This is a genomic window from Rhodobacter sp. 4.3.4, assembly GCF_058724655.1.
Genome location: NZ_CM178967.1, coordinates 1,167,518 through 1,191,257, shown reverse-complemented (window position 1 = coordinate 1,191,257; position 23,740 = coordinate 1,167,518). Strand labels below are relative to the sequence as shown.

The window sequence follows — 23,740 nt, the reverse complement described above, 5'->3', positions numbered from 1 at the left end:
CCGCCCCCCGCTGACGCTCCCCCCGGGATATTTGTAGCAAGATGAAATCACGCCCTTTCATCTTGCTACAAATATCCCGGGGGTGAATTGGCCGAGAGGCCAAGAGGGGGCAGCGCCCCCTGCCCCGCCGGGTCCGGGGCAGACCGGGTCCGCAAGGGCACACCTGCGCGCCAAACGCAGCACCTTGCTTGTTTGGCTGCGGCGCAGCGGCTAATCAGACAGAAACCGGGCAACGAGGGTCGCATGCGCATTCTGATCACCAATGACGACGGCATCAACGCGCCGGGGCTTTCGGTGCTCGAAGCGATCGCGGCCGAGCTGGCGGGCCCGGCGGGCGAGGTCTGGACCGTCGCCCCCGCCTTCGAGCAATCGGGCGTCGGTCATGCGATCAGCTACAACCGGCCGATGTCGATTGCCGAGCTGGGGCCGCGCCGCTTCGCCGCCGAGGGCAGCCCGGCCGATTGCGTGCTGGCGGGGCTTTACGACGTGCTGACCGACGGGCGCCCGGATCTGGTGCTGTCGGGGGTCAACCGCGGCAACAACTCGGCCGAGAATGCGCTTTATTCCGGCACCCTTGGCGGGGCGATGGAGGCGGCGCTGCAGGGCATTCCGGCGATCGCGCTGAGCCAGTTCCTCGGCCCGGCCTGCCTTGGCCCCGGGCTTGACCCGTTCGAGGCGGCCCGCGTGCATGGCCCGGGTCTGGTGCGCAGGCTCTGGCTGAACGGCATCTGGGACGACGGCCCCTATCGCGTCTTTTACAACGTCAACTTCCCCCCCGTCCCCGCCGCCGCGGTCAAGGGCACCCGGGTCGCGGCGCAGGGCTATCGCAGCGACAGTTTCTTCACCGTCGAGCCCGCGGTTTCGCCCAATGGGCGGCGGTTTTTGTGGATCAAGGGCGGTCCGCAGCATGGCGCCACCGCGCCCGGCACCGATGCGATGGTGAACCTGGAGGGTCATATCTCGGTCACGCCGATGCGCGCCGATCTGACCGCGCATGACGTGCTGGCCGATCTCGAGGCGCGGCTCGCATGACCGAGGACGAGCGCGCCCGGATCACGATGCAGTTCCTTTACGCGCTGCGCTCGAAGGGCGTGACCGATGCCCGGATCCTGTCGGCGATGGAGCGCATCGACCGCGGCGCCTTCGTGCGCGGCATCTTTGCCGAACGCGCCTATGAGGACATGCCGCTGCCGATCGCCTGCGGGCAGACGATTTCGCAGCCCTCGGTCGTCGGCCTGATGACCCAGGCGCTCTCGGTCGGCCCGCGCGACCGGGTGCTCGAAATCGGCACCGGCTCGGGCTATCAGGCGGCGGTGCTGTCGCTTTTGTGCCGCCGCGTCTATACGGTCGACCGCCACCGCCGTCTGGTGCGCGAGGCGCAGGCGGTCTTCGAGGCGCTGTCGCTGTCCAATATCGTCGCGCTGGCCACCGATGGCTCGCGCGGGCTGCCCGATCAGGCGCCCTTCGACCGGATTCTGGTCACCGCCGCCGCCGAGGACCCGCCGGGGCCGCTGTTGTCGCAGCTGAAGATCGGCGGTATCATGGTGCTTCCGGTCGGCCAGTCCGACACCGTGCAAAGCCTGATCCGCGTGACGCGACTGGACACCGGCTTCGATTACGAAGAGTTGCGCCCGGTGCGCTTCGTGCCGCTGGTCGAGGGCATGGCGGGCGACTGAGCCGGGCCGCCGCGGAACCGGGACGAGACCAAAGAACGACAGACCGAACGAGGACGAGCGATGCAAGCCCCCCACTCCCGCCGACTGACCCGCGTGCTGCTGACCGGCGTCGCGCTGGCCGTGCTGGCCGGTTGCGGCAAGGACGGCAGTTTCGATGCCGACCTGCGCCATTTCGGCAAGACCGGGTTCGACACCACCGAGGCCGTGCGTCAGGCCACGGCCGACCGCCCCGCCCCCGATGCGCGCGGGGTGATTTCCTATCCGAATTATCAGGTCGCCGTCGCGCGGCAGGGCGACAGCGTCGGCTCGATCGCCTCGCGGCTGGGCCTCGATGCGACGGAACTGGCGCGCTACAATGCGCTTTCCCCGAACACGCCGCTCGGCAAGGGCGAGGTTCTGGCCCTGCCCAAACGGGTGAGCGAGCCGGTGACGGGCGGCGCCCTTGGCACTGGCGGTAGCGCGGGGGGCACCGGGACCGAGCGGATCGACATCACCTCGCTTGCCTCGAGTGCGATCGACCGCGCCGCCGTGAACCAGCCGCCCGCCACGACACCCGCGGCCCCCGCCGCCGTGCCCCGTCCGGCCGCGCCAAGCGCGACCCCGGTGACGAAACCTGCTGCCAAAAGCGGTGTCGAGCCGATCCGCCACCGCGTCGCCCGTGGCGAGACCGCCTATTCGATCGCGCGCTATTACAATGTCCCGGCGAAATCGGTGGCGGACTGGAACGGCCTGCCCGCCGATCTGAGCGTGCGCGAAGGCCAGATGCTGATGATCCCGCCCGCGACCGGCGCCGCGCCGCGGCCCGCCACCGCGACGCTGACCGAACCGGGCGAAGGCTCGCCCACGCCCGAGCCGCCCTCGGCGGCGAAGCCGCTGCCGAAAGAGGTGCCGCCCAAGGCCTCGGCCCCGGTCGACACATCCGCCGCCCCCGATCTGGGCGCCTCGCGCACGGCCGCGTCCAGCAGCTCGAAATTCGTCATGCCGGTGCCGGGCGCGATCATCCGCCCCTATGCCAAGGGCAAGAACGACGGGGTGGATATCCGCGCCAGCGCCGGCACCCCGGTCAAGGCCGCCGATGCGGGCACGGTCGCGGCGATCACCAAGGACACCGAACAGGTGCCGATCCTGGTGTTGCGCCACGAGGGCGGGCTGCTGACCGTCTATGCCAATATCGACGGCATCTCCGTCGCCAAGGGCGACAAGGTGCGCCGCGGCCAGAGCATCGCCAAGGTTCGCGCGGGCGAGTCCGGCTTCCTGCATTTCGAGGTGCGCAAGGGCTACGACTCGGTCGATCCGATGCCCTATCTGAACTGAGCCCGGCCCCGGGCCGGTGCCGCAAAACCGGCCCCGGCCCCGTTTTTTCAGCCGGTCACAAGAACTTGACCTCTCTGGCCGGGAAGCGCAATTTGCCGTGGGGGGAGGAAACCCCCGCAAGGGGGGGCCATGGCGTTCTTGAATTTCCTCAGCACGATTTCGCCGGTGGGGCTGGCCACGGCGGCGCTGGCGCTGTCGGGGGCACTTGGTCTGCTTCTGGGCGGGGTGAACTGGCGCGGCATCGGGCTTGGTATCGGCGGGGTCCTTTTCGCGGGGCTCTTCGTCGGCCACTGGACCACGGTCGCGGGCCTGCATCTGGCCCCGGAAATGCTGGAATTCGTGCGCGAATTCGGCCTCATCATCTTTGTCTTCACGATCGGTATCCAGGTCGGGCCGGGCTTTTTCGCCTCGTTGCAGCGGGCGGGTCTTCAGTTCAACCTGATCGCCGCCGCGATCGTCGTTCTGGGCGTGGCCACCACGGTGGCGCTGCATTTTATTGCCGATATCCCGGTGCCCGCGCTGGTCGGGCTGATGTCGGGGGCGGTGACGAACACCCCGGGGCTGGGCGCGGCAACGCAGGTGCTGAAGGATGCGGGCGTGCCCTCGGAGGTGATCTCGGAAGCCTCTCTGGGCTATGCCATCGCCTATCCCTTTGGGATAATTGGTATCTTGCTGACGATGATCGCGGTGCGGCAGGTGCTGGCGATCCGTATCGAGCGCGAAGAGGCGGAGTTCGAGGCGACCCGGGCCAAGGGCGGCACGAAGGAGCTGCCCGCGCTCAATGTGGTGGTGCGCAACCCCAATCTTGAGGGGTTGGAGCTGGGTGAGGTGCCCGATCTTTACGATCAGGGCGTGGTGGTGTCGCGGCTCAAGCGCGGCGCGGTGCTGATGCATCCGTTGCGCTCGATGGCGCTGCACATGGGCGACGTGCTGCATCTGGTCGGCCCGGCCGAGAAGCTGCATGCGATGGTGCTGATCCTCGGCGAGGAGGTGGATGTGTCGCTCACCTCGACCAAGGGCACGCAGCTGAGCTGGCAGCGCGTCGCGGTGACCGAGCCAAAGGCGCTGGGCAAGCATATCCGCGATCTGGGGCTGGAGGAGCGTTCGGTCTCGATTTCCCGCGTCAGCCGGGCGGGGACGCAGCTGCCGGTGGAGCCCGATCTGGCGCTGCAATTCGGTGACATCCTGACCGTGGTCGGCGCCCCCGCCGATATCGAGGCAGTGAAGCCGCTGTTCGGCGATCAGGTGAAAAGCCTTGAGCAGGTGCAATATTCCGGCATCTTCTTCGGCATCCTGCTGGGCGTGATCCTCGGCTCGATCCCGATCGCCTTTCCGGGCCTGCCCGCGCCGTTGAAACTGGGTCTGGCGGGGGGGCCGCTGGTGGTGGCGATCCTGCTGTCGCGGATCGGCTTTCTGGGGCCTTTCGTCTTCTTCATGCCGCCGGTCGCCAACCATGCGCTGCGCGAGCTGGGCATCGTGCTGTTCCTGTCGGCAGTCGGGCTGAAGGCGGGCGGGCAATTCGTGCAGACGCTGATCCACGGGCCGGGGCTGACCTGGATGCTCTACGGCATGGTGATCACCCTCGTGCCGCTGATCATCGTGGCCTTCGTCGCCCGCATCGTCTATCGGGTGAACTACCTCAGCCTGTCGGGCGTGCTGGCGGGGTCGATGACCGATCCGCCCGCGCTTGCCTTTGCCAATGGCATGTCGGGCTCGGCGGCAGCCTCGGTCGGCTATGCCTCGGTCTATCCGCTGGTGATGTGCATGCGGATCCTGGCACCGCAGATCATCGTGCTGCTGTTGCTGTGAACCGCCCCCGCCCCCGCAAGGAGAGACCATGAAGATCGCCACCTTCAACATCAACGGCATCAAGGCCCGCGCCGAGGCCCTGCCCGCCTGGCTGCGCGCGGCCGAACCCGATGTCGTGCTGCTGCAGGAGATCAAATCGACCGACGAAGCTTTCCCGCAGGAGGTGCTGGACGGGCTTGGCTACACGGTGCACACGCACGGGCAGAAAAGCTTCAACGGGGTGGCGATCCTGTCGCGGCTGCCGCTGGAGGATGTGACGCGCGTCCTGCCCGGCGACGACAGCGACGATCAGGCCCGCTGGATCGAGGCGACGGTGATCGGCACCCGCGCGGTGCGGGTCTGCGGGCTTTACCTGCCCAATGGCAACCCGGCGCCGGGGCCGAAATACGACTACAAGCTGGCCTGGATGGCGCGGATGCAGGCGCGGGTGGACACCCTGCTGCGCAGCGAGGAGCCGCTGGTTTTCGCGGGCGATTACAACGTGATCCCGCAAGACGAGGATGCGGCGAAACCGGAAAGCTGGCGCGCGGATGCGCTGGCCCTGCCCGAGACCCGCGCGGCGTTCCGGCGGCTTTTGCACCTTGGCCTGACCGATGCCTTCCGCGCCCGCGTGCCCGGTCCGGGGCAGTATTCGTTCTGGGATTATCAGGCGGGCGCCTGGCAAAAGAACAACGGCATCCGCATCGACCACCTGCTGCTGAGCCCCCAGGCGGCGGATCTGTTGCGCGATGCGGGCATCGACAAGGAGGTGCGCGCGGGCGAGAAACCCTCGGATCACGTGCCGGTCTGGATCGATCTGGACGCCTGAGACAGCCCCGGTTTGCGGCGGCCCCTACTTTTGCGGGGCCGTCACGTCATGGCCATAGACCCAGTCGAAGCGGCCAAGGATCTTGCCGGGCGCAATCGCCGAGGCCGTGCGCAGCGCCAGATGGCCAATGACCCGCGCCGGGCCCGACAGGTGATAGTTGCGGGCGTTTTCATTCGCCGCCTCGACGATCGCCTCGCAGCGCGCACGCCGCGCCGCCTGATAGGCGGCCAGCCCCTCGGCGTCGCTTTGCGCTTCCGCCAGCGAGGCCGCCAGCACCCAGGCATCTTCCAGCGCCATCACCGCGCCCTGCGCCATGAAGGGCAAGGTGGGATGCGCGGCGTCGCCCAGGATCGCCGCGCCGCGGCCCTGCCAGACCCGCGCCACGCGATGCCGGAACAACCCCCAAAGCCAGGGTTCCTTCACCGCTTCCAGCCAGTCCTGCACCTGCGGACAGAACTCCTCGAAGGCGGCCAGCAGGCTGCGCGGATCGTCGCGATGCGACCAGCCCTCGGCGGTCCAGCGCTGCCGTTCCTCGACCGCCACGATGTTGCGCAGCCCCCGGCCGATCGGATAGCTGACCAGATGGCGGCCGTTGCCCATGAAGACCTGCGCCACCTTGGGTTCGGCATCGTCACAGGGGATCAGCGTCCGCCAGGCGACCTGATGGGTGAAGAAGGGCCGCCCCTCGCCGTTCAGCGCGCGCCGCACCCGCGATTGCAACCCGTCGGCGCCGATCAAGAGGCCGGTCTCGATCTCCTCGCCCTTGAGCAGCTTCAGCCGCGGCGGATGCGGCCCCAGCATCACCTCGGCCACCCGGCTTTGCAGCCTGATCTCGACGCCTGCCGCGCGCGCCCCCTCGGCCAGAAGCTCGATCAGCCGGGCGCGATGCAGCATCCGGTATTCCTCGCCCGGGCGCAGCCGCGCCAGATCCAGCCGCGTCACCCGCTTGCCGGTCTCGCCCTCGAGAAGCTCGATCGCCTCGGCCTGCGGCCCCGCCGCCGCCAGCGCCTCGCCCAGACCCAGCGCATGCAGCACCCGCGCGCCATTGGGGGAAATCTGCAGCCCCGCCCCAACCTCGCGGATCGCATCGGCCTGTTCCAGCACCGTCACCTCGGCGCCGCGAAGCGCCAGCGCCCGGGCCACCGCAAGACCCGCCACCCCGGCCCCAAGCACCGTCACCTTCCGACCGATCAGCACGACCAGACCCTTTCCGAACCGTTGGACCCCGCCCGACCCGGCGCCGTCTTCCAATAAAAAGCACCGGCCCCTGCTGGAGCCGGTGTCCCATGTCTTTGCGCGAAATCAACCCCCCCGCGCTGGGGCGTCGCGTCGCACCCCCCTGCTGCGCCCCCCCGTCAAAAGGGCCGGCCCGGGTCAGTCGTCGCGGTGAACACGCTCGCGGCGTTCGTGTTTTTCCTGCGCTTCCAGTGTCATCGTGGCGATCGGCCGGGCGTCGAGCCGCTTGAGCGAGATCGGCTCGCCGGTCATTTCGCAGTAGCCGTATTCGCCATTTTCGATCCGGCGCAGCGCGGCATCGATCTTCGAGACCAGCTTGCGCTGCCGGTCACGGGTGCGCAATTCCAGCGCGCGGTCGGTTTCCTCGCTGGCGCGGTCGGCCAGATCGGGCACGTTGCGCGCCGATTCGGCCAGCCCCTCAAGGGTTTCCAGCGATTGTTCGAGCAATTCCGATTTCCACGCCAGGAGCTTGCGGCGGAAATATTCAAGCTGCCTTTCGTTCATGAAAGGCTCGTCTTCGGCCGGACGGTAATTGTCGGGGAGGAAGGTCTCGGCTTTCATCGCGTCACTCACTGTCGGGCCCTCGGTCATGTCGGGGTTGCCCCCCGGCACCGCTGCGGGCTCACTTACCCTAACGCGCTTGTGTTGTCACCCCCGCTTTGCGGCTGCGGCATCTTTCCCGCCCCCTTCCCGCGCGGCGCTTGCGGCAATTTTGCCACCCGGCTAGGCTTTGGGCAGCAAGCAAGGAGAGGCAAGTGCAGTTCAGCTCGACCAAGGATTATGTTGCCCCCCCCGATCTGATCGTGGCGGTGAATGCCGCCGTCGCGCTGGAGCGGCCGCTGCTGGTCAAGGGCGAGCCCGGCACCGGCAAGACCGAGCTGGCGCGGCAGGTCTCGGCGGCGCTCGGGCTGCCGATGCTCGAATGGGCGGTGAAATCGACGACCAAGGCGCAACAGGGGCTTTACGAATACGATGCCGTCTCGCGCCTGCGCGACAGCCAGCTGGGCGATGCGCGGGTGAACGAGGTGCGCAACTACATCCGCAAGGGCAAGCTCTGGCAGGCTTTCGAGGCCGAGGCCAAGGTGGTGCTGCTGATCGACGAGATCGACAAGGCCGACATCGAATTTCCCAATGACCTGTTGCAGGAACTCGACCGGATGGAGTTCCATGTCTACGAGACCGGCGAGACGATCCGCGCGCGCCACCGGCCGATCGTCATCATCACCTCGAACAACGAAAAGGAACTGCCCGACGCCTTCCTGCGGCGCTGTTTCTTTCACTACATCCGCTTCCCCGATGCCGAGACGCTGCGCGCCATCGTCAGGGTGCATTTCCCCGGCATCAAGGAGGCGCTGCTCGCCGCCGCGCTGAGCCGATTCTACGAGATCCGCGAGACGCCGGGGCTGAAGAAGAAGCCCTCCACCTCCGAGGTGCTCGACTGGCTGAAGCTGCTGCTGGCCGAGGATCTGTCGCCCGAGGATCTGAAGGCCGATCCGGCAAACCTGTTGCCAAAGCTGCACGGGGCGCTTTTGAAGAACGAACAGGATGTGCATCTGTTCGAGCGGCTGGCCTTTCTGGCGCGGCGGCAGGGGCGCTGAGCGCCCCCACCCGTCGCGCCACGGCTGCAGACCGGCATCGTTGCGCCGCGTCGAACCGGGCCCGCGACACCGCGTTTTTTCCCGGTCGCGCATAAAAAATACCAAAACTCGATAAACACAGTGGACTTTTTTCCAAAGATGGCATTCCCTTGCCACAGACCCCGCTTCGGAGACCCCGGATGGCCCAGCTTGACCTGATCGACCGCAAGATTGTTGCTGAACTGATGCGCGATGCGACGCTGCCGGTGGCGCAGATCGCGGACCGGGTCGGGTTGTCGCAGACGCCGTGCTGGAAGCGGATCCAGAAACTGGAAGCCTCGGGGGTGATCGAAAAGCGCGTGGCGCTGGCCAATCCGCAGGAACTGGGGCTGGGGCTGACCGTCTTCGTCGCCATCGAGGCCCCCGATCACAGCCCGGACTGGCGCGACGCCTTTGCGGCCGCGGTCGAAAAACTGCCCGAAATCATGGAGGTGTGGCGCATGGCGGGAGAGATGGATTACCTGCTGCGCGTCGCGGTCCCGGACATGGCGGCCTATGACCTGCTTTATCGCCGCCTGACCGATGCGGTGCCGATCCGCAACATCACCTCGCATTTCGCGATGGAGCGGCTGCGCCACACCACCGCCTATCCGATCGACACCAAAAGCTGGTAAGCGGCCCGGGGGCGCGCGGCGGGCAAGGCGGTCCCTCGCGACCTCTTTACGCATCTTGCCTTGACCTTTGGCCGCCCAGAGGCCAGCTTGCGCCGACTTCTGGGAGCGCTTCATGGCCACACGCACCGCGCCGTTTTCCGGCTTCGAATTCCTGATCGCCTGGCGCTATCTGCGCGCCCGCCGCGCCGAGGGCGGCGTCAGCGTGATGACCTGGATCAGCCTGATCGGCATCATGCTGGGCGTCGCCGCGCTGATCATCACGCTGGCCGTGCGCGCGGGCTTTCGGGCTGAATTCGTCGACACGATCCTCGGCTCGAACGCCCATGTCACGGTCTATTCCGCGCCGATGGAAGTCGCGCCCGAGACCGGGATCTTCTCCAGCCTGATGCCGGATTACGAGGCCCGCGCCGCACGGATCGCGCAGGTGCCGGGCGTCACCCGGGCCGCGCCGCTGATCCGGGGCCAGGTGATGGCGACGATGAATGACCGCTCGAACGTCGCGGAAGTCTATGGGATTTCTTACGAAAACCTGATGACCATTCCCCGCGTCGCGCATTCGGAACAGATCGACGGCGAGATCGAAAGCTTCGGTCAGGGCATCGCCATGGGCTCGGAACTGGCGCGGGAACTGGGCGTGGCCGCGGGCGACACGGTCAAGCTGATCTCTCCGAACGGGGTCAAGACCCCCTTCGGCGTCTCGCCGCGGGTGAATGCCTATACCGTCGTCTACATCTTCACCGCCGGGCGCTGGGACATCGACCGCACCCGGATCTACATGCCCTTCGCCGAGGCGCAGAGCTTCTTCAACCGCGAGGGCGGCGCCGACGAGATCGAGGTGATGGTGAAAGACCCCGAACATGTCGACGACCTGACGCCGCAGCTGATTGCGGCGGGGGGCGCGGGCACGATGCTGTGGAGCTGGCGCGATGCCTCGGGCAGCTTCCTGCGCGCGTTGACGATGGAGGACAACGTGATGTTCGTCATCCTGTCGGTGCTGGTCCTGATCGCGACGATGAACATCACCTCGGGGCTGATCATGCTGGTGAAGAACAAGGGCCGCGACATCGGCATTTTGCGCACCATGGGGCTGACCGAGGGCTCGGTGATGCGGGTGTTCTTTCTGTGCGGGGCGTTTACCGGCACGATCGGGACGGCGCTGGGGGTGGGGCTTGGCGTGCTGTTTGCGCTTAACATCAGCCATGTGATGGATGCGGTGAACTGGGTCAGCGGCGGCGGCGCCTGGGACCCGTCGATCCGCGGCATCTATGAATTGCCCGCGAAGCTGCTGCCCTGGGACGTGGCCAAGGCGGTCGTCCTGGCGCTGGGGCTCAGTTTCGTGGTGACGATCTTTCCGGCCCGCCGGGCGGCGCGGCTCAATCCGGTGGAGGCGCTGCGCTATGAATGAGGTGTTGCGACTCGACGCGCTCGAAAAGGGCTACAACCGGGGCAAGGCGAATGAAATCATCGTTCTGCGCGGGGCCTCGCTGGTCATTCCGCGCGGGCAGGTGGTGGCCCTTGTCGCGCCCTCGGGCGCCGGGAAATCGACGCTTCTGCATATTGCGGGGCTGCTGGACACGCCTGATTCCGGCCGGGTGATCGTGAACGGGCAGGATCTGACCGGGGCGAAGGACGCGGCCCGCACCGCGGCGCGGCGCGAGGCTTTGGGCTTTGTCTATCAGTTCCACCATCTGCTGCCGGAATTCACCGCGCTGGAAAACATCGTCCTGCCGCAGCTGGCCAATGGCACCGCGCGCAAGGCGGCCGAGGCGCGGGCGCAGGACTTGCTCGCCCGCGTCGGGCTGGCGGCGCGCGCCGGGCACCGGCCCTCGGCGCTCTCGGGCGGAGAGCAGCAGCGGGTGGCCTTTTGCCGGGCGCTGGCGAACCGCCCTGCCCTGCTTCTGGCGGATGAGCCCACCGGCAACCTTGACCCGACGACCTCGGAGACGGTCTTCTCGGCGCTGATGGAGCTGGTGCGGGCAACCGGGCTTTCGGCGCTGATCGCGACGCACAACCTGGAGCTTGCCGCGCGGATGGACCGGGTGCTGCGGCTTTCGGACGGGCAACTGGTGGAGGCAAAATGATCGTCTACGGCATCAAGACCTGTGGCACGGTGCAAAAGGCGCTGGCGGCGCTTTCCGCGGCGGGCAAGGCCCCGGTGCTGCGCGATATCCGCAAAGAGCCGCTGACCGAGGCCGAGATCGCGAAATTCATCGCGGCCTTTGGCGAGAAGCTGATCAACCGCAGCTCGACCACCTGGCGCGGCCTTTCGGAAGCCGAGCGCGCCGCCCCGATCGCGATGCTGCTGCAGGCCCATCCGACCTTGATGAAACGGCCGGTGATCCGCGGCGACAGCCTGACGCTGGGCTGGGACGCTGCCGCGCAAAAGACGCATTGCTGACGCGGACTTCCCCCGAACGTGTCAAAATAATCTCAAAGTTGCAGAGCCTTATAAGTTCTCGATGATAGGATGGCGCGTCTTTTCGCGCTACTTTTCCCATGGGGAAGAGGCGAGAACAGGCAGGATGTCATGACCGCAATTCCGAAGCCGCGGATAGAAATCCCGCGCGAGGAATTCCATTCCCAATCGCAAAGCTTCTGGACCCAGCTTGCATGGATCAGCGCGGGGGCCTCGCCCTTGATGGCCTGGCGCCGTGCCGCGCGGATGAGCGTGGCCGATCTGGCGCGGGACTCGGGCGTCGCCCCCGAAACCATCACCGCCATCGAAGCGCGGCGCCACAGCCCCAGCCGGCTGGAGCTGGTGGCGCTGGCGGCCACGCTGGGCATCGGGGTCGGCGATCTGCAGGACTGACCAGCCCCGGAACGAAAAAAAGCCCGCGTGGGCGCCGCGGGCCTTCTCGACGGCAGGAGCGTCGTTCAGAGAAGTTTCAGATCGCCCGCCGACGAGCGGCCGTCGCGCCCCGAGATCAGTTCGAAGCTGATCTTCTGGTTGTCGCTGAGCGCTTTCAGCCCGGCGCGTTCAACCGCCGAGATGTGGACGAACACGTCCTTGCCACCCCCATCGGGGGCGATGAACCCGTAGCCTTTGGTGGTGTTGAACCATTTCACGGTTCCGGTAGCCATATCTCTCTCCTCGTATTGGCCTGGGGCGACATTGCCCCCGGACGTGCAGCCAGGTCTTCCAGTGTCTTCCGGCTGCCCCGAAAAGGGAGCGGTAGGAAAGTCCAAGTTCACGCGAAGGGAAGCGTGCCATACGCATTCCAAAAATCAACGGCCAAAGCGCCGCAGGCGCTGATTTCAAAGCCTGCGACATTTTTGCACCCCCAAGTTGAAGGTGGAATAGTTTCAAAGTGTTGCAAGACTGTCAAAAACGGGAACAAAGCCAAAACACCGGCCCTGCCCCGGCGCCTGCGCGCCCCGCGCCCTGGCCGCGCAAGGCCTGAAAATGCGAAAACGCCACAGGTTTCCCCATGGCGTCCCGGTCGTTCAGGCAGCTGCGCTCAGCGCAGATCGGGCGGCGTCGCCTCGGTTTTCAGCGCCGCGACGATGGCATCGAGATCCACCGTCTCGGTGCGGGTATCGCCCAGACGGCGGACCGAAACGGTGCGGGTCTCGACCTCTTTCGCACCGATGGCGAAGATATAGGGCACCTTGCCCAGGCTATGCTCGCGGACCTTGTAGTTGATCTTCTCGTTGCGGGTGTCGCATTCGGCGCGAATCCCCGCCGCGATCAGCTTGGCGGCCACTTCCTCAACGTAATCATCGGCTTCCGAGGTGATCGAGGCCACCACCACCTGCCGCGGCGCCAGCCACAGCGGCAGCTTGCCCGCATGCGATTCGATGAGAATCCCGATGAAACGCTCGAAGCTGCCTAGACAGGCGCGGTGCAGCATGATCGGGCGGTGCTTGGCGCCGTCGGGGCCGATGTAATTCGCGTCAAGCCGCTCGGGCAGGTTCGGGTCCACCTGCAGCGTGCCGCATTGCCAGTCGCGGCCGATCGCATCGGTCAGCACGAATTCCAGCTTCGGCCCGTAAAACGCCCCCTCGCCCGGGAAAATCTCATACTCATGCCCGGCCGCGGTGACCGCATTGGCCAGCGCCGCCTCGGCATGATCCCAGCTTTCCTCGGAGCCGATGCGCTTTTCGGGCCGGGTCGAGAGCTTGATGCGCCACTGATCAAAGCCCAGATCGGCATAGACCGCCGAGAGGAATTCGATGAATTTCTTCGTTTCCGCCTCGATCTGATCGGGCATGCAGAAGATATGCGCATCGTCCTGGGTGAAGCCGCGCACCCGCATGATGCCATGCAGCGCGCCCGAGGGTTCGTAGCGGGCACAAGAGCCGAATTCCGCCATCCGAAGCGGCAGATCGCGGTAGGATTTCAGCCCGACGTTGAAGATCTGCACATGGCAGGGGCAGTTCATCGGTTTCAGCGCGTTGATCACCTTTTCCCGCGCGCCCTCTTCATCGACTTCGACGATGAACATGTTCTCGCGGTAGTTTTCCCAATGCCCCGAGGCCTCCCAGAGCTTGCGGTTCACCACCTGCGGCGTGTTCACCTCGACATAGCCGTCGGCGCGCTGGCGACGACGCATGTAATCCTGCAGCGTGGTGTAGATCGTCCAGCCGTTCGGATGCCAGAACACCTGGCCCGGCGCTTCCTCCTGCATGTGGTAAAGGTCCATCTCGCGGCCCAGCTTGCGGTGATCGCGCTTCGCGGCCTCCTCGAGCATGGTCATATGGGCTTTCAGGTCATCGCGGGAGCGGAAGGCAATGCCGTAGATGCGCTGCAGCATCGGGCGCGTGCTGTCGCCCAGCCAATAGGCGCCCGCGACATGGGTCAGCTTGAAGGCATCGGCGGGCACCTGCCCGGTGTGTTGCAGATGCGGGCCGCGGCAGAGATCCTGCCAGTTCCCGTGCCAATACATCCGCAGGTCTTCCCCCTCGGGGATGCGGTTGACGAGTTCCACCTTGTAGGGCTCGTTCGATTTTTCGTAATGCGCGATCGCATCTGCGCGCGACCAGACCTCGGTGCGGACAGGCTCGCGGGCGTTGATGATCTGCTTCATCCGCGCCTCGATCTGGCCCAGATCCTCGGGGGTGAAGGGCTCGGCGCGGTCGAAATCGTAAAACCAGCCCGCATCGCGGACCGGGCCGATGGTGACCTTCACATCGGGCCAGATTTCCTGCACGGCGCGGGCCATGATATGGGCCAGATCGTGGCGGATCAGCTCCAGCGCCGGAACCGGGTCCTTCATCGTGTTGATCGAGATGCGCGCGTCGCGTTTGATCGGCCATTGCAGGTCCCAATGCGCCCCATCAAGCTGCGCCGAGATCGCCGCCTTCGCCAGCGAGGGCGAGATCGAGGCCGCCACTTCGGCCGCCGTCACCCCTGCGGGGTAATCGCGCTTCGCACCATCGGGAAAGGAAAGGGAGATTTGGGACATGCGTCCTCCTCGTCGGTTTGGCGGCTACAAAGCGCCCGGTTGCGGGTTATGGTGGCGCGGGTATGCGCCGCGACGGCAGGCGTGTCAACCGTGGCGCTTTTGCGCAGGCAAAAGGGGGGCGCTGCCCCCCTCTTGGCATTCGGCCAATTCACCCCCCGGGATATTTGCGGCAAGATGAAAGACCATGCGTTCATCTTGCCGCAAATATCCCGGGGGGAGTCCTGAAAGGACGGGGGGCAGAGCCCCCCTCCCCGATGTTTCGCAAATGCTCCGGCTCAGAACCGGAAGCCCGCGCGCACCTGCACGGTGTTGAAGTTGGTGTCGACGCTGCCCTGCGCCCCGTCGAAATCGGTGCTCAGCTCGCGGCGGATCAGCTCGGCACCGACCGACCATTTGTCGTTCACCGCATAATCGAGCCCAAGACCGTAGTTCATGCCATCGGCCGCGCCGTTCGTCCGGGCGTCGCCGTTCTTCCAGTCGCCGCGCGAATAGCCGACGAAGGCATAGGGCAGCGCCTTGCCATAGGCCATCCCGGCGCGGGCCTTCAGGTCGATCATGTTGTCGAACTTGCCCGGCGCCCCGTCCAGGTTGAAATCGGTGGCCTGGGCCGCGATCTCGCCACCGTAGACGAGCGCGCCCGATTGCAGGTTGTAGCCGCCCATCACGCCGTAGCTGCCGCGGCCCATGCCAAAGGCTTTGCCGTCGGGCGTGTAGCTGGCGCCGCCGCCGGTGACAGAGCCGCCGGTGATCCCGGCATAGAACCCGTCCCAGGATTGCACGGGCGCCGGCGCCGGGGTCGCCGCAACGGCCGGTTCGCTTTCGACCACGGGCGCGGAGAGGTTACCGGCAAAGGCGGGGGCGGCAAGGCTGGCCATCGCGGCGATCGCAACACTGAGCTTTTTCATCTTACTCTTCCTTCAGAAAACAGGCTTCATGCCTGCAAGGTCTGCATTTTCCCGAACAAGTTCAATATTTTGACCGGGAACATCGAAACACGTTTGCTCAACAGACCGTGCTTTGGGCGTGAGGAAGGGGCCCGCAGGCCTGCGGCGCAGGCTTTGGTTTCAATCGCTTCGCGGCCGGGACGGGTTCACGATCCGGCATCGCGCGCCGGTCGATGCGGCGGCGCGCTGCGCCGGTGATCCTGCCTGCCCATCTTGCCCCGCGACGCCGTTTCTACTACCCACTTGCGCAACGAAACCCTGTGCCGAGGCTTGTCCATGCGCCTTTCCCGCTACTTCCTCCCCGTTCTCAAGGAAAACCCCGCCGAGGCGCAGATCGTCTCGCACCGGCTGATGCTGCGCGCGGGCATGATCAAGCAGCAGGCGGCGGGGATCTATTCCTGGCTGCCGCTGGGCTTCAAGGTGCTCAAGCGCATTGAACAGATCGTGCATGAGGAACAGATCCGCGCCGGTCACATTCCGCTGCTGATGCCGACGCTGCAACCGGCCGATCTGTGGCGCGAATCCGGCCGCTATGATGATTACGGCCAGGAAATGCTGCGCATCAAGGACCGGCACGAGCGCGAAATGCTTTACGGTCCGACGAACGAGGAGATGATCACCGACATCTTCCGCGCCCATGTGTCGTCCTACAAGGACCTGCCGCTGACGCTGTATCATATCCAGTGGAAGTTCCGCGATGAGGTCCGCCCGCGCTTCGGCGTCATGCGGGGCCGCGAATTCTACATGAAGGACGGCTACAACTTCGATCTGACGAAAGAAGACGCGCTGCATGCCTACAACCGCCACATGGTCAGCTATCTGCGCACCTATGAACGTATGGGGCTGACCGCGATTCCGATGCGCGCCGCCTCGGGGCCGATCGGCGGCGACAACACGCATGAATTCCTCGTCCTCGCCCAGACCGGCGAGAGCGAGGTCTTCTATGACTCGCAGGTGCCCGATCTGAAACTGGGCGACCGGGCGGTGGATTACGACGACCGCGCGCAGGTGGCGGCGATCTGCGAGGAATTCACCACGCTTTACGCCCGCACCGACGAAACCCACGACGAGGCGGTGTTCAATCAGATCCCCGAAGAGCGCCGCTGCGTCGGCCGCGGCATCGAAGTGGGGCAGATCTTCTATTTCGGCACGAAATATTCCGAAGCGATGGGCGCAACCGTCGTCACCCCCGATGGTACCCGCGTGCCGGTCGAGATGGGCAGCCACGGCATCGGCGTGAGCCGCCTTCTGGGCGCGCTGATCGAGGCGAACCATGACGAGCGCGGCATCATCTGGCCCGAGGGCGTGACGCCCTTCCATGTCGGCATCGTGAACCTGAAACAGGGCGACGCGGCGACCGATGCGGCCTGCGCCGGGATCTACAAGGCGCTGGTGGCAAAGGGCCTCGATCCGCTTTACGACGACCGCGACGAACGCGCGGGGGCGAAATTCGCCACGATGGATCTGATCGGCCTGCCGTGGCGGATCACCGTCGGCCCGCGCGGTCTGGGCAATGGCGTGGTCGAGCTGACCTCGCGCCGGACCGGCGAAAGCGAGGAGATGTCGGCCGAAGCGGCGGTGGATCGCATCGTGCAGATCTACGCCGCGCATCGCTGAGCGCGCAGCCGTTCTGAAAACCGGATCGCGGCGCAAGCGGCGATCCGACCGGGCCGGTTTCCGCAGAGGCAGAGATCGGCCCCGCCCGGCCCGCCGCAAGCTGCGGGCCGTTTGCCGAAAGCATCCCCCCAAAGACCCTTCCCGCGAGCTCTCGCGGCGGAACCTGTCGGCTGCCGCGGCTACCCGCCGGCCCTGGGCCGCTTCCGTCATGCAGGCCGCCGACCGGCAGGGCGCAGCCGCCAGACCGCCGAAGACTCGGCGGCGAAGGTCGCGGCGGGCTTCCATCGCGATCCGCGGCATCTACGCCAGAATCGCCTCTCCCGGAATCGCCGCCCCCGAAATCACTGACCGGTCGGCCCGGTGTTGCACCTGCCTTCGAACGGGGCATTCCTGATCTGCGACAGGTCGCCCGCAGAGGCGGCCTGCCCCGCCGCCCGGCTTGCGCGCGGGACGCCCAAGGATGGGGCGCTTGCCCGAGCGCCGCGGCAGAAGTGACGGCGGCGGCACAGCCGTCAAGCCCGGATCTGTCCGTGTCCCCTGCCCCGGAGCGCTTCCGGACCCGGAGGGTGCATCGGCACCCGCGCCACGATGGACACCGCGCCTGAAAGGCTCCGGATGACAGGACGGACCGGGGCACCGATGCCCGGCAACGGCAAGGCGGCAGACAGGGTCGATCAAGGCAAGGCGCGGGGCGGGCCGGGGCGCCGATCCGGGGAGGGGCAACGCCCCCGGGGGGAACGGCCAGCGGGCGGCCGCCGCGGGGAACCGGCAGCCTGCCCCGGAAACGACGACGCCCCGCACGAGGCGGGGCGAGGGTCGTTCAAGTCCTTGTTTTGAAAAGCGCCTCGTAGTTGTTCCATTTTCTGCCGCGAAAACCTAATGAAATCAGTACCCCTGATTTCGGTTCGCGCAGTGACCTGTCCATTTGTGCCACACACCCTGTCCGGGGTCAGACGAAAAACACCGGCCCGAAGGCCGGCGCGGCGATTTCAGAGGATGTCGAGCACTTCGCGGCGATAGATCGGCGCGGCGTTCTTGCCGAGGTCGATCCGAAATTCCGAAAGCTGGTCATCCATCAGGGCCAGGGGGTCTCGGTCATGGAAGTGCCGGGCCAGCTCTTTTCTCGACACATACATGTCGGGGAAGATGTCGATGGAATATGGGCAGGCATAGAGGAGCGGCCTTGCGGGGGGGGGCCGCTTGACCGGAACGCTCTCCAGGTGCCGATGCTTCAAAAGCGCGGAGACGGTGCCGATCGGAAGGTGCAAGAGCTGTGCGGCCCGCGCGGGATGGACTGCACCCTGCTCCGGCAAACCGATGGCTTCGCGCAGGGCAACGGGATCAATCCGAAAATCCCGAAACCCTGCGGCCTCGCCGTGAGGGCTGCGCAGGGCGAGCTTGTGCAGTAGGACCAATACGACCGCCTTCTCGGTGAGGATTTTCGTGCGATGCGCGGCGGTTGCAATGTCGGTCCAGCTCTCCTGCGGAGCGCTGTTCTCGCGCAGCTTGTCGAGACGCCCCATGAAGCCGGACAGCGCCGAAACATGATAGAGCGGCAGGGCCTTTTCTGCCCGCAGGAAGACGGGGATCAGGTCGGGCCGCGTCAGTTGGGTGAGCAGGAATGGCTTGATCCCGAGATAGGCCGCGGCCTCCGTGGCGTTCAACAGGCCGGAAAACTCGGCCGCGATGGTAGCAAGCACGCCCTCCGGGATATAGTCGTGGATATCGAAGCCCAACGCATTCCCGTTGGGTGTCGCGAGCCCCATCGAGCAGAGTCTTCGACCCAACTGGCGCTTCGTGATGCCGGTTGCGCGAACGGCAGCGAAGAGCGAGTGCACGAACTGGCGGGGACATTCCTTGCCGAGCACGAGCGCGCCTCGGGCGACGGGGAAGTTTTTCCAGACGAATTCCCGGACCAGATCGCGGATGGTGTCGAACGCGCGGTCGTCGTCGCGGTAGCGCAGCCATTCGAAGAAGAAACGGTAGCGCGCCCGATAACGCCCGGCATCGTTGACGTGGCCCCGTTTCATGTCGGCGAGCAGCTGATGGAGGGCATCCGGTCCCTCGGCGAGGATGGCCGATGTGACCGGCAGCGACCTTCTGGACCGCAAGACGATGGCGCTTGTCGCACGCTCTCTGGCGCTCCGTGGCGAGGCGGTGCTTCTGATCCGGGACCGGCTCATTCCCTGCGCCGATTGGGATCTGTCCACCAAGGACGGCATCCCGCGCGCCTATCGCGTGACCGTCTCTGAGGCGGGCGGCTCGACCTCGACCACGGTTCTTGCGGCCGAGGTGCTGCATGTGCGCCTGGGCGTCGATCCGGTTGCGCCTTGGACCGGACAGGCGCCGCTGCGGCGGGCCAGCCTGACCGCGAGCCTGTTGCATGAGATCGAGACCGCGCTTCGGGATACCTGGCGCGATGCTCCGGTGGGCTCTCAGATCGCCCATATGCCCGAGGGCAGCGCCTCGGACATGGCGGCGATGCGATCGGCGTTCAAAGGGCGGCGCGGTTCCGCCCTTGTGGTCGAAGGCGTCGCGCAGGCTGTCGGGGCCGGGATGCACCCGAACGCGGGCAAGGCGCCCGACCAACTGACCCCGGATCTGCAACGGGCGATGCCTGCCGAGCTTCTGGACGCGGCACGGGGCGCGATCTTCGCGGCCTATGGCGTGTTGCCCGCCATGTTCTCGCCCGCGGCTCAGGGGCCGCTTGTGCGCGAGGCACAGCGTCACCTTGCCCAGATCGTCATGCAGCCCATTGCCATGCTCTTGGCCGAGGAAGCTTCGGAAAAGCTGGGCGGGGCGGTCAAGGTGGACGTGGTGCGCCCGATGCAGGCCTTCGACGCGGGCGGCAAGGCGCGGGCGCTGGCGACGATGGTGCAGGCTCTCGCCCAGGCGAAAGAGGCCGGGATCGAGGGGGCCACGTTGCAGGATGCCTTGAGCTTCATTGACTGGGCCGACTGACATGCTCCAGCTTCCTGCGCATATGATCAACCGAAAGGAACGGCGGGCGCGGGATGCCCGCCGCGGGCGCGTGGGCGAGGCGCGTTACAACGCCTTGGCCAAGGAACTGGCCCGCGTGATCCGGCTGGCGTTTCAGGCGGGCGCGACGGGCAGTCTGTGGGGCCTCGAAGGGCCTCTGCGGGCTGGTATCCGCTCCGATCTGTGCTTGCAGGGCTGGCGCTGGGCCGAGGCTGACAAGATGGCGCGGGAAGTGCTCGAAGACGCCTTCCGCATCGCAGGGGCGCCGGTGCGCCCGACATGGGACCAAGGGCAACCGGAATGGACGATCGAGGCGGGAACCCTGATCGAGCGGACCCGCTGCGCGAACTGCGGCAAGGAACTGCCCGAGGGACATTTCAAGTTTTGCGAGACGCGATGCCAGAACAGCTACAATAAGCGCCTTGGCCGTTTGCGCTCTGCGCAGGAAGACGAGGCGGTTCGGATGGCGGTTCAATATGACTTCTGACCTGGACATGCGGCGGCTGTGCGAATGGTGCGGCAAGGAACTGGCAGAGGATCGGCCCGCATGGACGATCTATTGCGACACCAAGTGCAGGAACGCTGCGAACTATGATTTGGAACGGGTGGCGCGAATCGAGGCCAAGGCCAAGCGCCCCCCGTGCCCAGAGTGCGGCGCTCCGATACCTGCCGAGACAGACGGGCATCAGATTTTTTGCTCGAAGCGGTGCTATTTCAAGGCCGATGCGCGGCGGGTAAAGGCGAAGCTCAGGGCGACGTTGCCCGAGCGAACTTGTCCGGTCTGCGCCACGGTGTTCCAGCCGTCAAAGCTTCCCCAGAAACATTGCAGCCCGGCTTGCGCTCTGTCTCACGCGCGGTCTTGCAAAGGCGGATCACCCCTTCCGCAGGGCGACCCCCGGCCCGTTCCCGTTCTCCGGCAGGAAGACGACCCCGGCAGCCTCTAGCGCGGCGCGGATGGCGGCCTTGGCCTGATCGGAAACGGTGCGACGTTCGCGCTCGAAGTCGATCACGGTTGATTGCCCGAGGTTCGCGGCCTTGGCCAGATCGGTTTGCGTCATGGATACCAAGCCGCGGGCCGCGCGTGACTGTGCTGGTGCTATATCAACGTTTTTCATTGACGCCTTGTCCTGTCGGGTGTGTCAACGTTTTTCATTGATAACCCCCAACCGGAGATAATGCAATGACCGAGAAGACCCTCCTCGACCTGCAAGGCGAGTGCTGTCACCTTGCCGCCCTCGCTGGTGGCCTCGAAGTCCTTGAGTGGGAAAGCTGGGGCGACGATCCGCAGGCGAAATCGTCGCGCGCGGCGCTGCGGCCGATCATTCTGAACCTCGCCGCGCGGCTCGACGCCTTGCACAACGACCTTGCCGCAGTAAAGGGCGGCGGCAGCATTGCGGTTCCGACCGAGGCCGAGGTGACGGCGGCGTGACCTGTGCCCCCGGTGTGCCCCCAAAAGCAAAACCCCGCCACTTGGGCGGGGTTTCTGCTTCTTAAGCCTTTGTTTTTATTGGTGGAGCCACGGGGAATCGAACCCCGGACCTCTTGAATGCCATTCAAGCGCTCTCCCATCTGAGCTATGACCCCACCGGATCGGCTTGACGTTTCCGTCTTCCGTGAGGCGGTGTATATGGACCTCAAGCGACGGGCGCAAGAGGAAAAAACACGCTTCGTCGCAAAATTTTTCAGCCCCCCGAAAACCGCCTTGCAGCAAAGGAAAAGGCGCGAAGTTGCCTTCGCGCCCGGTCCCGTCTTTTCCGTGATCCGCCCCTTTCGGGCCGACTCAGGCCTCGTCTTCGCCCCCCGCCACATCGGCGATGTCATCCAGCGAGACGTTGTCGTCCTCGTCATCCTCGAGCAGATCGTCGTCCAGATCGACGTCGCCGCCGTCTTCGTCCAGATCGTCATCGGTGAGATCGTCGACATCAAGATCGGCCGCGCGCGGCGCCACCTTGTCGGACACCATCACACGGCTGCGGCCCGCGGCCGTCAGGCTCTCGAGCGAGAAGCTGTTCGAGCAGACCGGGCAGGTCATCGGGTCTTTGGCCAGATCATAGAACCGGCTCGCGCAATGCGGGCAGAGGCGCTTGACGCCCCATTCCTCTTTCGGCATGGAAGTCTCCTGGCAAGCTCTATCGCACAGAGTCGAAGCCAACTGCCATAACCGCCGCGGGGTGTCAAAGCCTTTTCGCGCGCAACCTGCCGCTTCCAGCCGGACCATCGCCGCCGATGACGGAAAGCCCCCTGATCCTGCCCGATCTGCCCGGTGTCGCCGTGCATCTGCGCCGCTCGGCCCGGGCGCGGCGGTTTTCGCTGCGCGTCAGCCGGATCGACGGCGCGGTGACGCTGACCCTGCCTGCCCGCGCCCGTCTGGCCGAGGCCATGGCCTTTGCCGCGGCGCAAACCGACTGGCTGCGCGGCACGCTTGCGCAGCTGCCCGCGCCAAGCCGCCCCGGTTTTGGCGACCTGCTGCCCTTTGAAGGCGCGGCGCTGCGGATCGAAGCGGCAAGCCTGCGCGCGCCAAGGCGCGAGGGCGCGCGGCTTTTGGTCCCCGCGGGCGAAGACCGGCTGGGGGCAAGGCTGGAAACCTTTTTGCGCCATTGCGCCCGCATCCGGCTGCAGGCCGCGACCGAGACCCATGCCAAGGCGCTTGGGCGCCCGTTCAAGCGCATCACCCTGCGCGACACCCGTTCGCGCTGGGGCTCCTGTGCGCCGGATGGGTCGCTTTCCTACAGCTGGCGGCTGATCATGGCCCCGCCCGAGGTGCTCGATTACGTTGCCGCCCACGAGGTCGCGCATCTGGTCGAGATGAACCATTCCGCCGCCTTCTGGGCCGTCGTGGCGCGGCTTTGCCCCGATTACGCCCGGCACCGGGCCTGGCTGAAACAAAACGGCGCGGCACTGCAGGCGATCCGTCTGACGGATTGACCGCGGCGGAATTCGTGATCACAAAGGGGCATGACCCAGCCCGCGCCCCGCCCGACCGAAACCGCCGCCCATGACCGGCTTTACCGCAGCCTGCGCCAGCAGATCCTGACCGGCGAGCTTTTGCCGGGCCGGGCGATGACGCTGCGCGGCCTTGGCAAGCAATTCGGCGTCTCAATGACCCCGGTGCGCGAGGCTTTGCGCCGCCTCGTGGCGGAAGGCGCGCTGACGCTGTCGTCTTCGGGCCGGGTCTCGACGCCCGAGCTGACGAACGAGCGGATCGAGGAGCTGGCGGCGCTGCGCGCGCTGATCGAGCCGGAGCTGGCCTCGCGCGCCCTGCCCCGCGCCCATCTGGCGCTGATCGACCGGCTCTCGGCGATCAACACCGCGAATGCCGAGGCCGTCGCGCGGCGCGATGCGGTGGCCTATATCCGCACCAATCTGGAATTCCACCGCACATTATATCTGCGCGCCCAGGCGCCGGCGATGCTGGCCGTGCTGGAAACGGTCTGGCTGCAGCTCGGCCCCACGATGCGACAGCTGCACGGCAAGTTTCCCCGCACCGAGCCGCCGCGCCATCACCGGCTGATTCTGGCGGCGCTGCGGGCGGGCGACGAACCCGGGCTGCGGCTGGCGGTGCGCACCGATGTCACGCAGGGGCTGCGGCATCTGACCGGCTAGGGGGGCGCTGCCCCCCGTCCCTGCGGGACGCCCCCCGGGATATTTGCAGCAAGATGAAAGGGCGGCGGGTTGCGGCCAGGTCCCTGATCGCGCAAATG

The 23,740-nt window shown here is 66.4% G+C and carries 25 protein-coding genes and 1 tRNA gene; 17 read left to right on the top strand and 9 right to left on the bottom strand.

Annotation, left to right across the window (positions count from 1 at the left end; genetic code table 11):
• Nucleotides 1-243: 243 nt before the first annotated feature.
• From surE to xth, 5 genes are all read left to right on the top strand, one after another.
• The gene (gene surE / locus AC4PTB_RS05735) at nucleotides 244-1,032 is read left to right on the top strand and encodes a 5'/3'-nucleotidase SurE (protein ID WP_492192108.1); all 789 of its coding nucleotides are present in this window, start codon (nucleotides 244-246) and stop codon (nucleotides 1,030-1,032) included.
• Entirely contained in the window at nucleotides 1,029-1,676 is a 648-nt protein-coding gene (locus tag AC4PTB_RS05730) for a protein-L-isoaspartate(D-aspartate) O-methyltransferase (RefSeq protein WP_492192107.1), read from the top strand. Before surE ends, AC4PTB_RS05730 begins: the two co-directional genes overlap by 4 nt.
• Before the next feature lie 60 nt (nucleotides 1,677-1,736).
• Nucleotides 1,737-2,990: a peptidoglycan DD-metalloendopeptidase family protein gene (locus AC4PTB_RS05725; RefSeq protein ID WP_492192106.1), complete on the top strand. Its 1,254-nt coding sequence runs from the start codon at nucleotides 1,737-1,739 to the stop codon at nucleotides 2,988-2,990.
• Nucleotides 2,991-3,119: 129 nt separating this feature from the next.
• Nucleotides 3,120-4,799 (top strand): putative transporter, encoded by a 1,680-nt coding sequence (locus AC4PTB_RS05720; RefSeq protein WP_492192105.1) that lies wholly within the window; start codon nucleotides 3,120-3,122, stop codon nucleotides 4,797-4,799.
• Nucleotides 4,800-4,827: 28 nt separating this feature from the next.
• Entirely contained in the window at nucleotides 4,828-5,607 is a 780-nt protein-coding gene (gene xth, locus AC4PTB_RS05715) for an exodeoxyribonuclease III (protein WP_492192104.1), read from the top strand.
• Between the two features lie 24 nt (nucleotides 5,608-5,631).
• Here xth and AC4PTB_RS05710 read toward each other — a convergent pair whose 3' ends face one another.
• Together AC4PTB_RS05710 and dksA are read right to left on the bottom strand one after the other, a co-directional pair.
• Nucleotides 5,632-6,804: an FAD-dependent monooxygenase gene (locus AC4PTB_RS05710; protein WP_492192103.1), complete on the bottom strand. Its 1,173-nt coding sequence runs from the start codon at nucleotides 6,802-6,804 to the stop codon at nucleotides 5,632-5,634.
• A 177-nt stretch (nucleotides 6,805-6,981) separates the two neighbouring features.
• Entirely contained in the window at nucleotides 6,982-7,404 is a 423-nt protein-coding gene (dksA, locus tag AC4PTB_RS05705) for an RNA polymerase-binding protein DksA (RefSeq protein WP_013068140.1), read from the bottom strand.
• A 194-nt stretch (nucleotides 7,405-7,598) separates the two neighbouring features.
• On the opposite strand from dksA, the gene AC4PTB_RS05700 reads away from it, so the two are divergent.
• From AC4PTB_RS05700 to AC4PTB_RS05675, 6 genes are all read left to right on the top strand, one after another.
• The gene (locus AC4PTB_RS05700) at nucleotides 7,599-8,441 is read left to right on the top strand and encodes an AAA family ATPase (protein WP_492192102.1); all 843 of its coding nucleotides are present in this window, start codon (nucleotides 7,599-7,601) and stop codon (nucleotides 8,439-8,441) included.
• Nucleotides 8,442-8,620: 179 nt separating this feature from the next.
• On the top strand, nucleotides 8,621-9,094 hold the full coding sequence (locus AC4PTB_RS05695; protein WP_492192101.1) for an Lrp/AsnC family transcriptional regulator: 474 nt from the start codon (nucleotides 8,621-8,623) through the stop codon (nucleotides 9,092-9,094).
• Between the two features lie 112 nt (nucleotides 9,095-9,206).
• On the top strand, nucleotides 9,207-10,499 hold the full coding sequence (locus AC4PTB_RS05690; RefSeq protein ID WP_492192100.1) for a lipoprotein-releasing ABC transporter permease subunit: 1,293 nt from the start codon (nucleotides 9,207-9,209) through the stop codon (nucleotides 10,497-10,499).
• Nucleotides 10,492-11,175: an ABC transporter ATP-binding protein gene (locus AC4PTB_RS05685; protein WP_492192099.1), complete on the top strand. Its 684-nt coding sequence runs from the start codon at nucleotides 10,492-10,494 to the stop codon at nucleotides 11,173-11,175. Before AC4PTB_RS05690 ends, AC4PTB_RS05685 begins: the two co-directional genes overlap by 8 nt.
• Nucleotides 11,172-11,492: an arsenate reductase family protein gene (locus AC4PTB_RS05680; protein WP_492192098.1), complete on the top strand. Its 321-nt coding sequence runs from the start codon at nucleotides 11,172-11,174 to the stop codon at nucleotides 11,490-11,492. Before AC4PTB_RS05685 ends, AC4PTB_RS05680 begins: the two co-directional genes overlap by 4 nt.
• Before the next feature lie 129 nt (nucleotides 11,493-11,621).
• A complete protein-coding gene (locus AC4PTB_RS05675) occupies nucleotides 11,622-11,903 on the top strand; it encodes a helix-turn-helix transcriptional regulator (RefSeq protein WP_492192097.1) in 282 nt (93 codons plus the stop codon).
• Nucleotides 11,904-11,968: 65 nt separating this feature from the next.
• Here the strand turns inward: AC4PTB_RS05675 and AC4PTB_RS05670 are convergent, their stop codons facing one another.
• From AC4PTB_RS05670 to AC4PTB_RS05660, 3 genes are all read right to left on the bottom strand, one after another.
• The gene (locus AC4PTB_RS05670; RefSeq protein ID WP_013068169.1) at nucleotides 11,969-12,175 is read right to left on the bottom strand and encodes a cold-shock protein; all 207 of its coding nucleotides are present in this window, start codon (nucleotides 12,173-12,175) and stop codon (nucleotides 11,969-11,971) included.
• 377 nt (nucleotides 12,176-12,552) lie between these two features.
• Nucleotides 12,553-14,499, bottom strand: coding sequence for a threonine--tRNA ligase (gene thrS / locus AC4PTB_RS05665; RefSeq protein ID WP_492192096.1), 1,947 nt, complete (start codon nucleotides 14,497-14,499; stop codon nucleotides 12,553-12,555).
• A 275-nt stretch (nucleotides 14,500-14,774) separates the two neighbouring features.
• The gene (locus tag AC4PTB_RS05660) at nucleotides 14,775-15,404 is read right to left on the bottom strand and encodes an outer membrane protein (RefSeq protein ID WP_492192095.1); all 630 of its coding nucleotides are present in this window, start codon (nucleotides 15,402-15,404) and stop codon (nucleotides 14,775-14,777) included.
• Nucleotides 15,405-15,719: 315 nt separating this feature from the next.
• Between AC4PTB_RS05660 and proS the strand changes: the two genes are divergently transcribed.
• Nucleotides 15,720-17,060: a proline--tRNA ligase gene (proS, locus tag AC4PTB_RS05655; RefSeq protein ID WP_492192094.1), complete on the top strand. Its 1,341-nt coding sequence runs from the start codon at nucleotides 15,720-15,722 to the stop codon at nucleotides 17,058-17,060.
• A gap of 989 nt (nucleotides 17,061-18,049) precedes the next feature.
• Here the strand turns inward: proS and AC4PTB_RS05650 are convergent.
• On the bottom strand, nucleotides 18,050-19,090 hold the full coding sequence (locus AC4PTB_RS05650) for a hypothetical protein (protein WP_492192093.1): 1,041 nt from the start codon (nucleotides 19,088-19,090) through the stop codon (nucleotides 18,050-18,052).
• 43 nt (nucleotides 19,091-19,133) lie between these two features.
• Here AC4PTB_RS05650 and AC4PTB_RS05645 point away from each other — a divergent pair, with 43 nt between their 5' ends.
• Both AC4PTB_RS05645 and AC4PTB_RS05640 read left to right on the top strand, forming a co-directional pair.
• The gene (locus tag AC4PTB_RS05645) at nucleotides 19,134-20,021 is read left to right on the top strand and encodes a phage portal protein (RefSeq protein ID WP_492192092.1); all 888 of its coding nucleotides are present in this window, start codon (nucleotides 19,134-19,136) and stop codon (nucleotides 20,019-20,021) included.
• A gap of 1 nt (nucleotide 20,022) precedes the next feature.
• Nucleotides 20,023-20,526 (top strand): hypothetical protein, encoded by a 504-nt coding sequence (locus AC4PTB_RS05640; protein ID WP_492192091.1) that lies wholly within the window; start codon nucleotides 20,023-20,025, stop codon nucleotides 20,524-20,526.
• 385 nt (nucleotides 20,527-20,911) lie between these two features.
• On the opposite strand, the gene AC4PTB_RS05635 is transcribed toward AC4PTB_RS05640, so the two are convergent.
• A complete protein-coding gene (locus AC4PTB_RS05635) occupies nucleotides 20,912-21,097 on the bottom strand; it encodes a helix-turn-helix domain-containing protein (RefSeq protein WP_492192090.1) in 186 nt (61 codons plus the stop codon).
• Nucleotides 21,098-21,219: 122 nt separating this feature from the next.
• Between AC4PTB_RS05635 and AC4PTB_RS05630 the strand changes: the two genes are divergently transcribed.
• Entirely contained in the window at nucleotides 21,220-21,468 is a 249-nt protein-coding gene (locus AC4PTB_RS05630; protein ID WP_492192089.1) for a hypothetical protein, read from the top strand.
• A 79-nt stretch (nucleotides 21,469-21,547) separates the two neighbouring features.
• Here the strand turns inward: AC4PTB_RS05630 and AC4PTB_RS05625 are convergent.
• Both AC4PTB_RS05625 and AC4PTB_RS05620 read right to left on the bottom strand, forming a co-directional pair.
• Nucleotides 21,548-21,623: transfer RNA gene (locus AC4PTB_RS05625), tRNA-Ala, on the bottom strand.
• Between the two features lie 196 nt (nucleotides 21,624-21,819).
• Nucleotides 21,820-22,149: an FYDLN acid domain-containing protein gene (locus AC4PTB_RS05620; RefSeq protein WP_013068174.1), complete on the bottom strand. Its 330-nt coding sequence runs from the start codon at nucleotides 22,147-22,149 to the stop codon at nucleotides 21,820-21,822.
• 116 nt (nucleotides 22,150-22,265) lie between these two features.
• On the opposite strand from AC4PTB_RS05620, the gene AC4PTB_RS05615 reads away from it, so the two are divergent.
• Nucleotides 22,266-22,964, top strand: a complete 699-nt coding sequence (locus AC4PTB_RS05615; protein WP_492192088.1) for a M48 family metallopeptidase — start codon at nucleotides 22,266-22,268, stop codon at nucleotides 22,962-22,964.
• Between the two features lie 30 nt (nucleotides 22,965-22,994).
• The gene (locus AC4PTB_RS05610; protein WP_492192087.1) at nucleotides 22,995-23,642 is read left to right on the top strand and encodes a GntR family transcriptional regulator; all 648 of its coding nucleotides are present in this window, start codon (nucleotides 22,995-22,997) and stop codon (nucleotides 23,640-23,642) included.
• The last annotated feature ends 98 nt before the right edge of the window (nucleotides 23,643-23,740 follow it).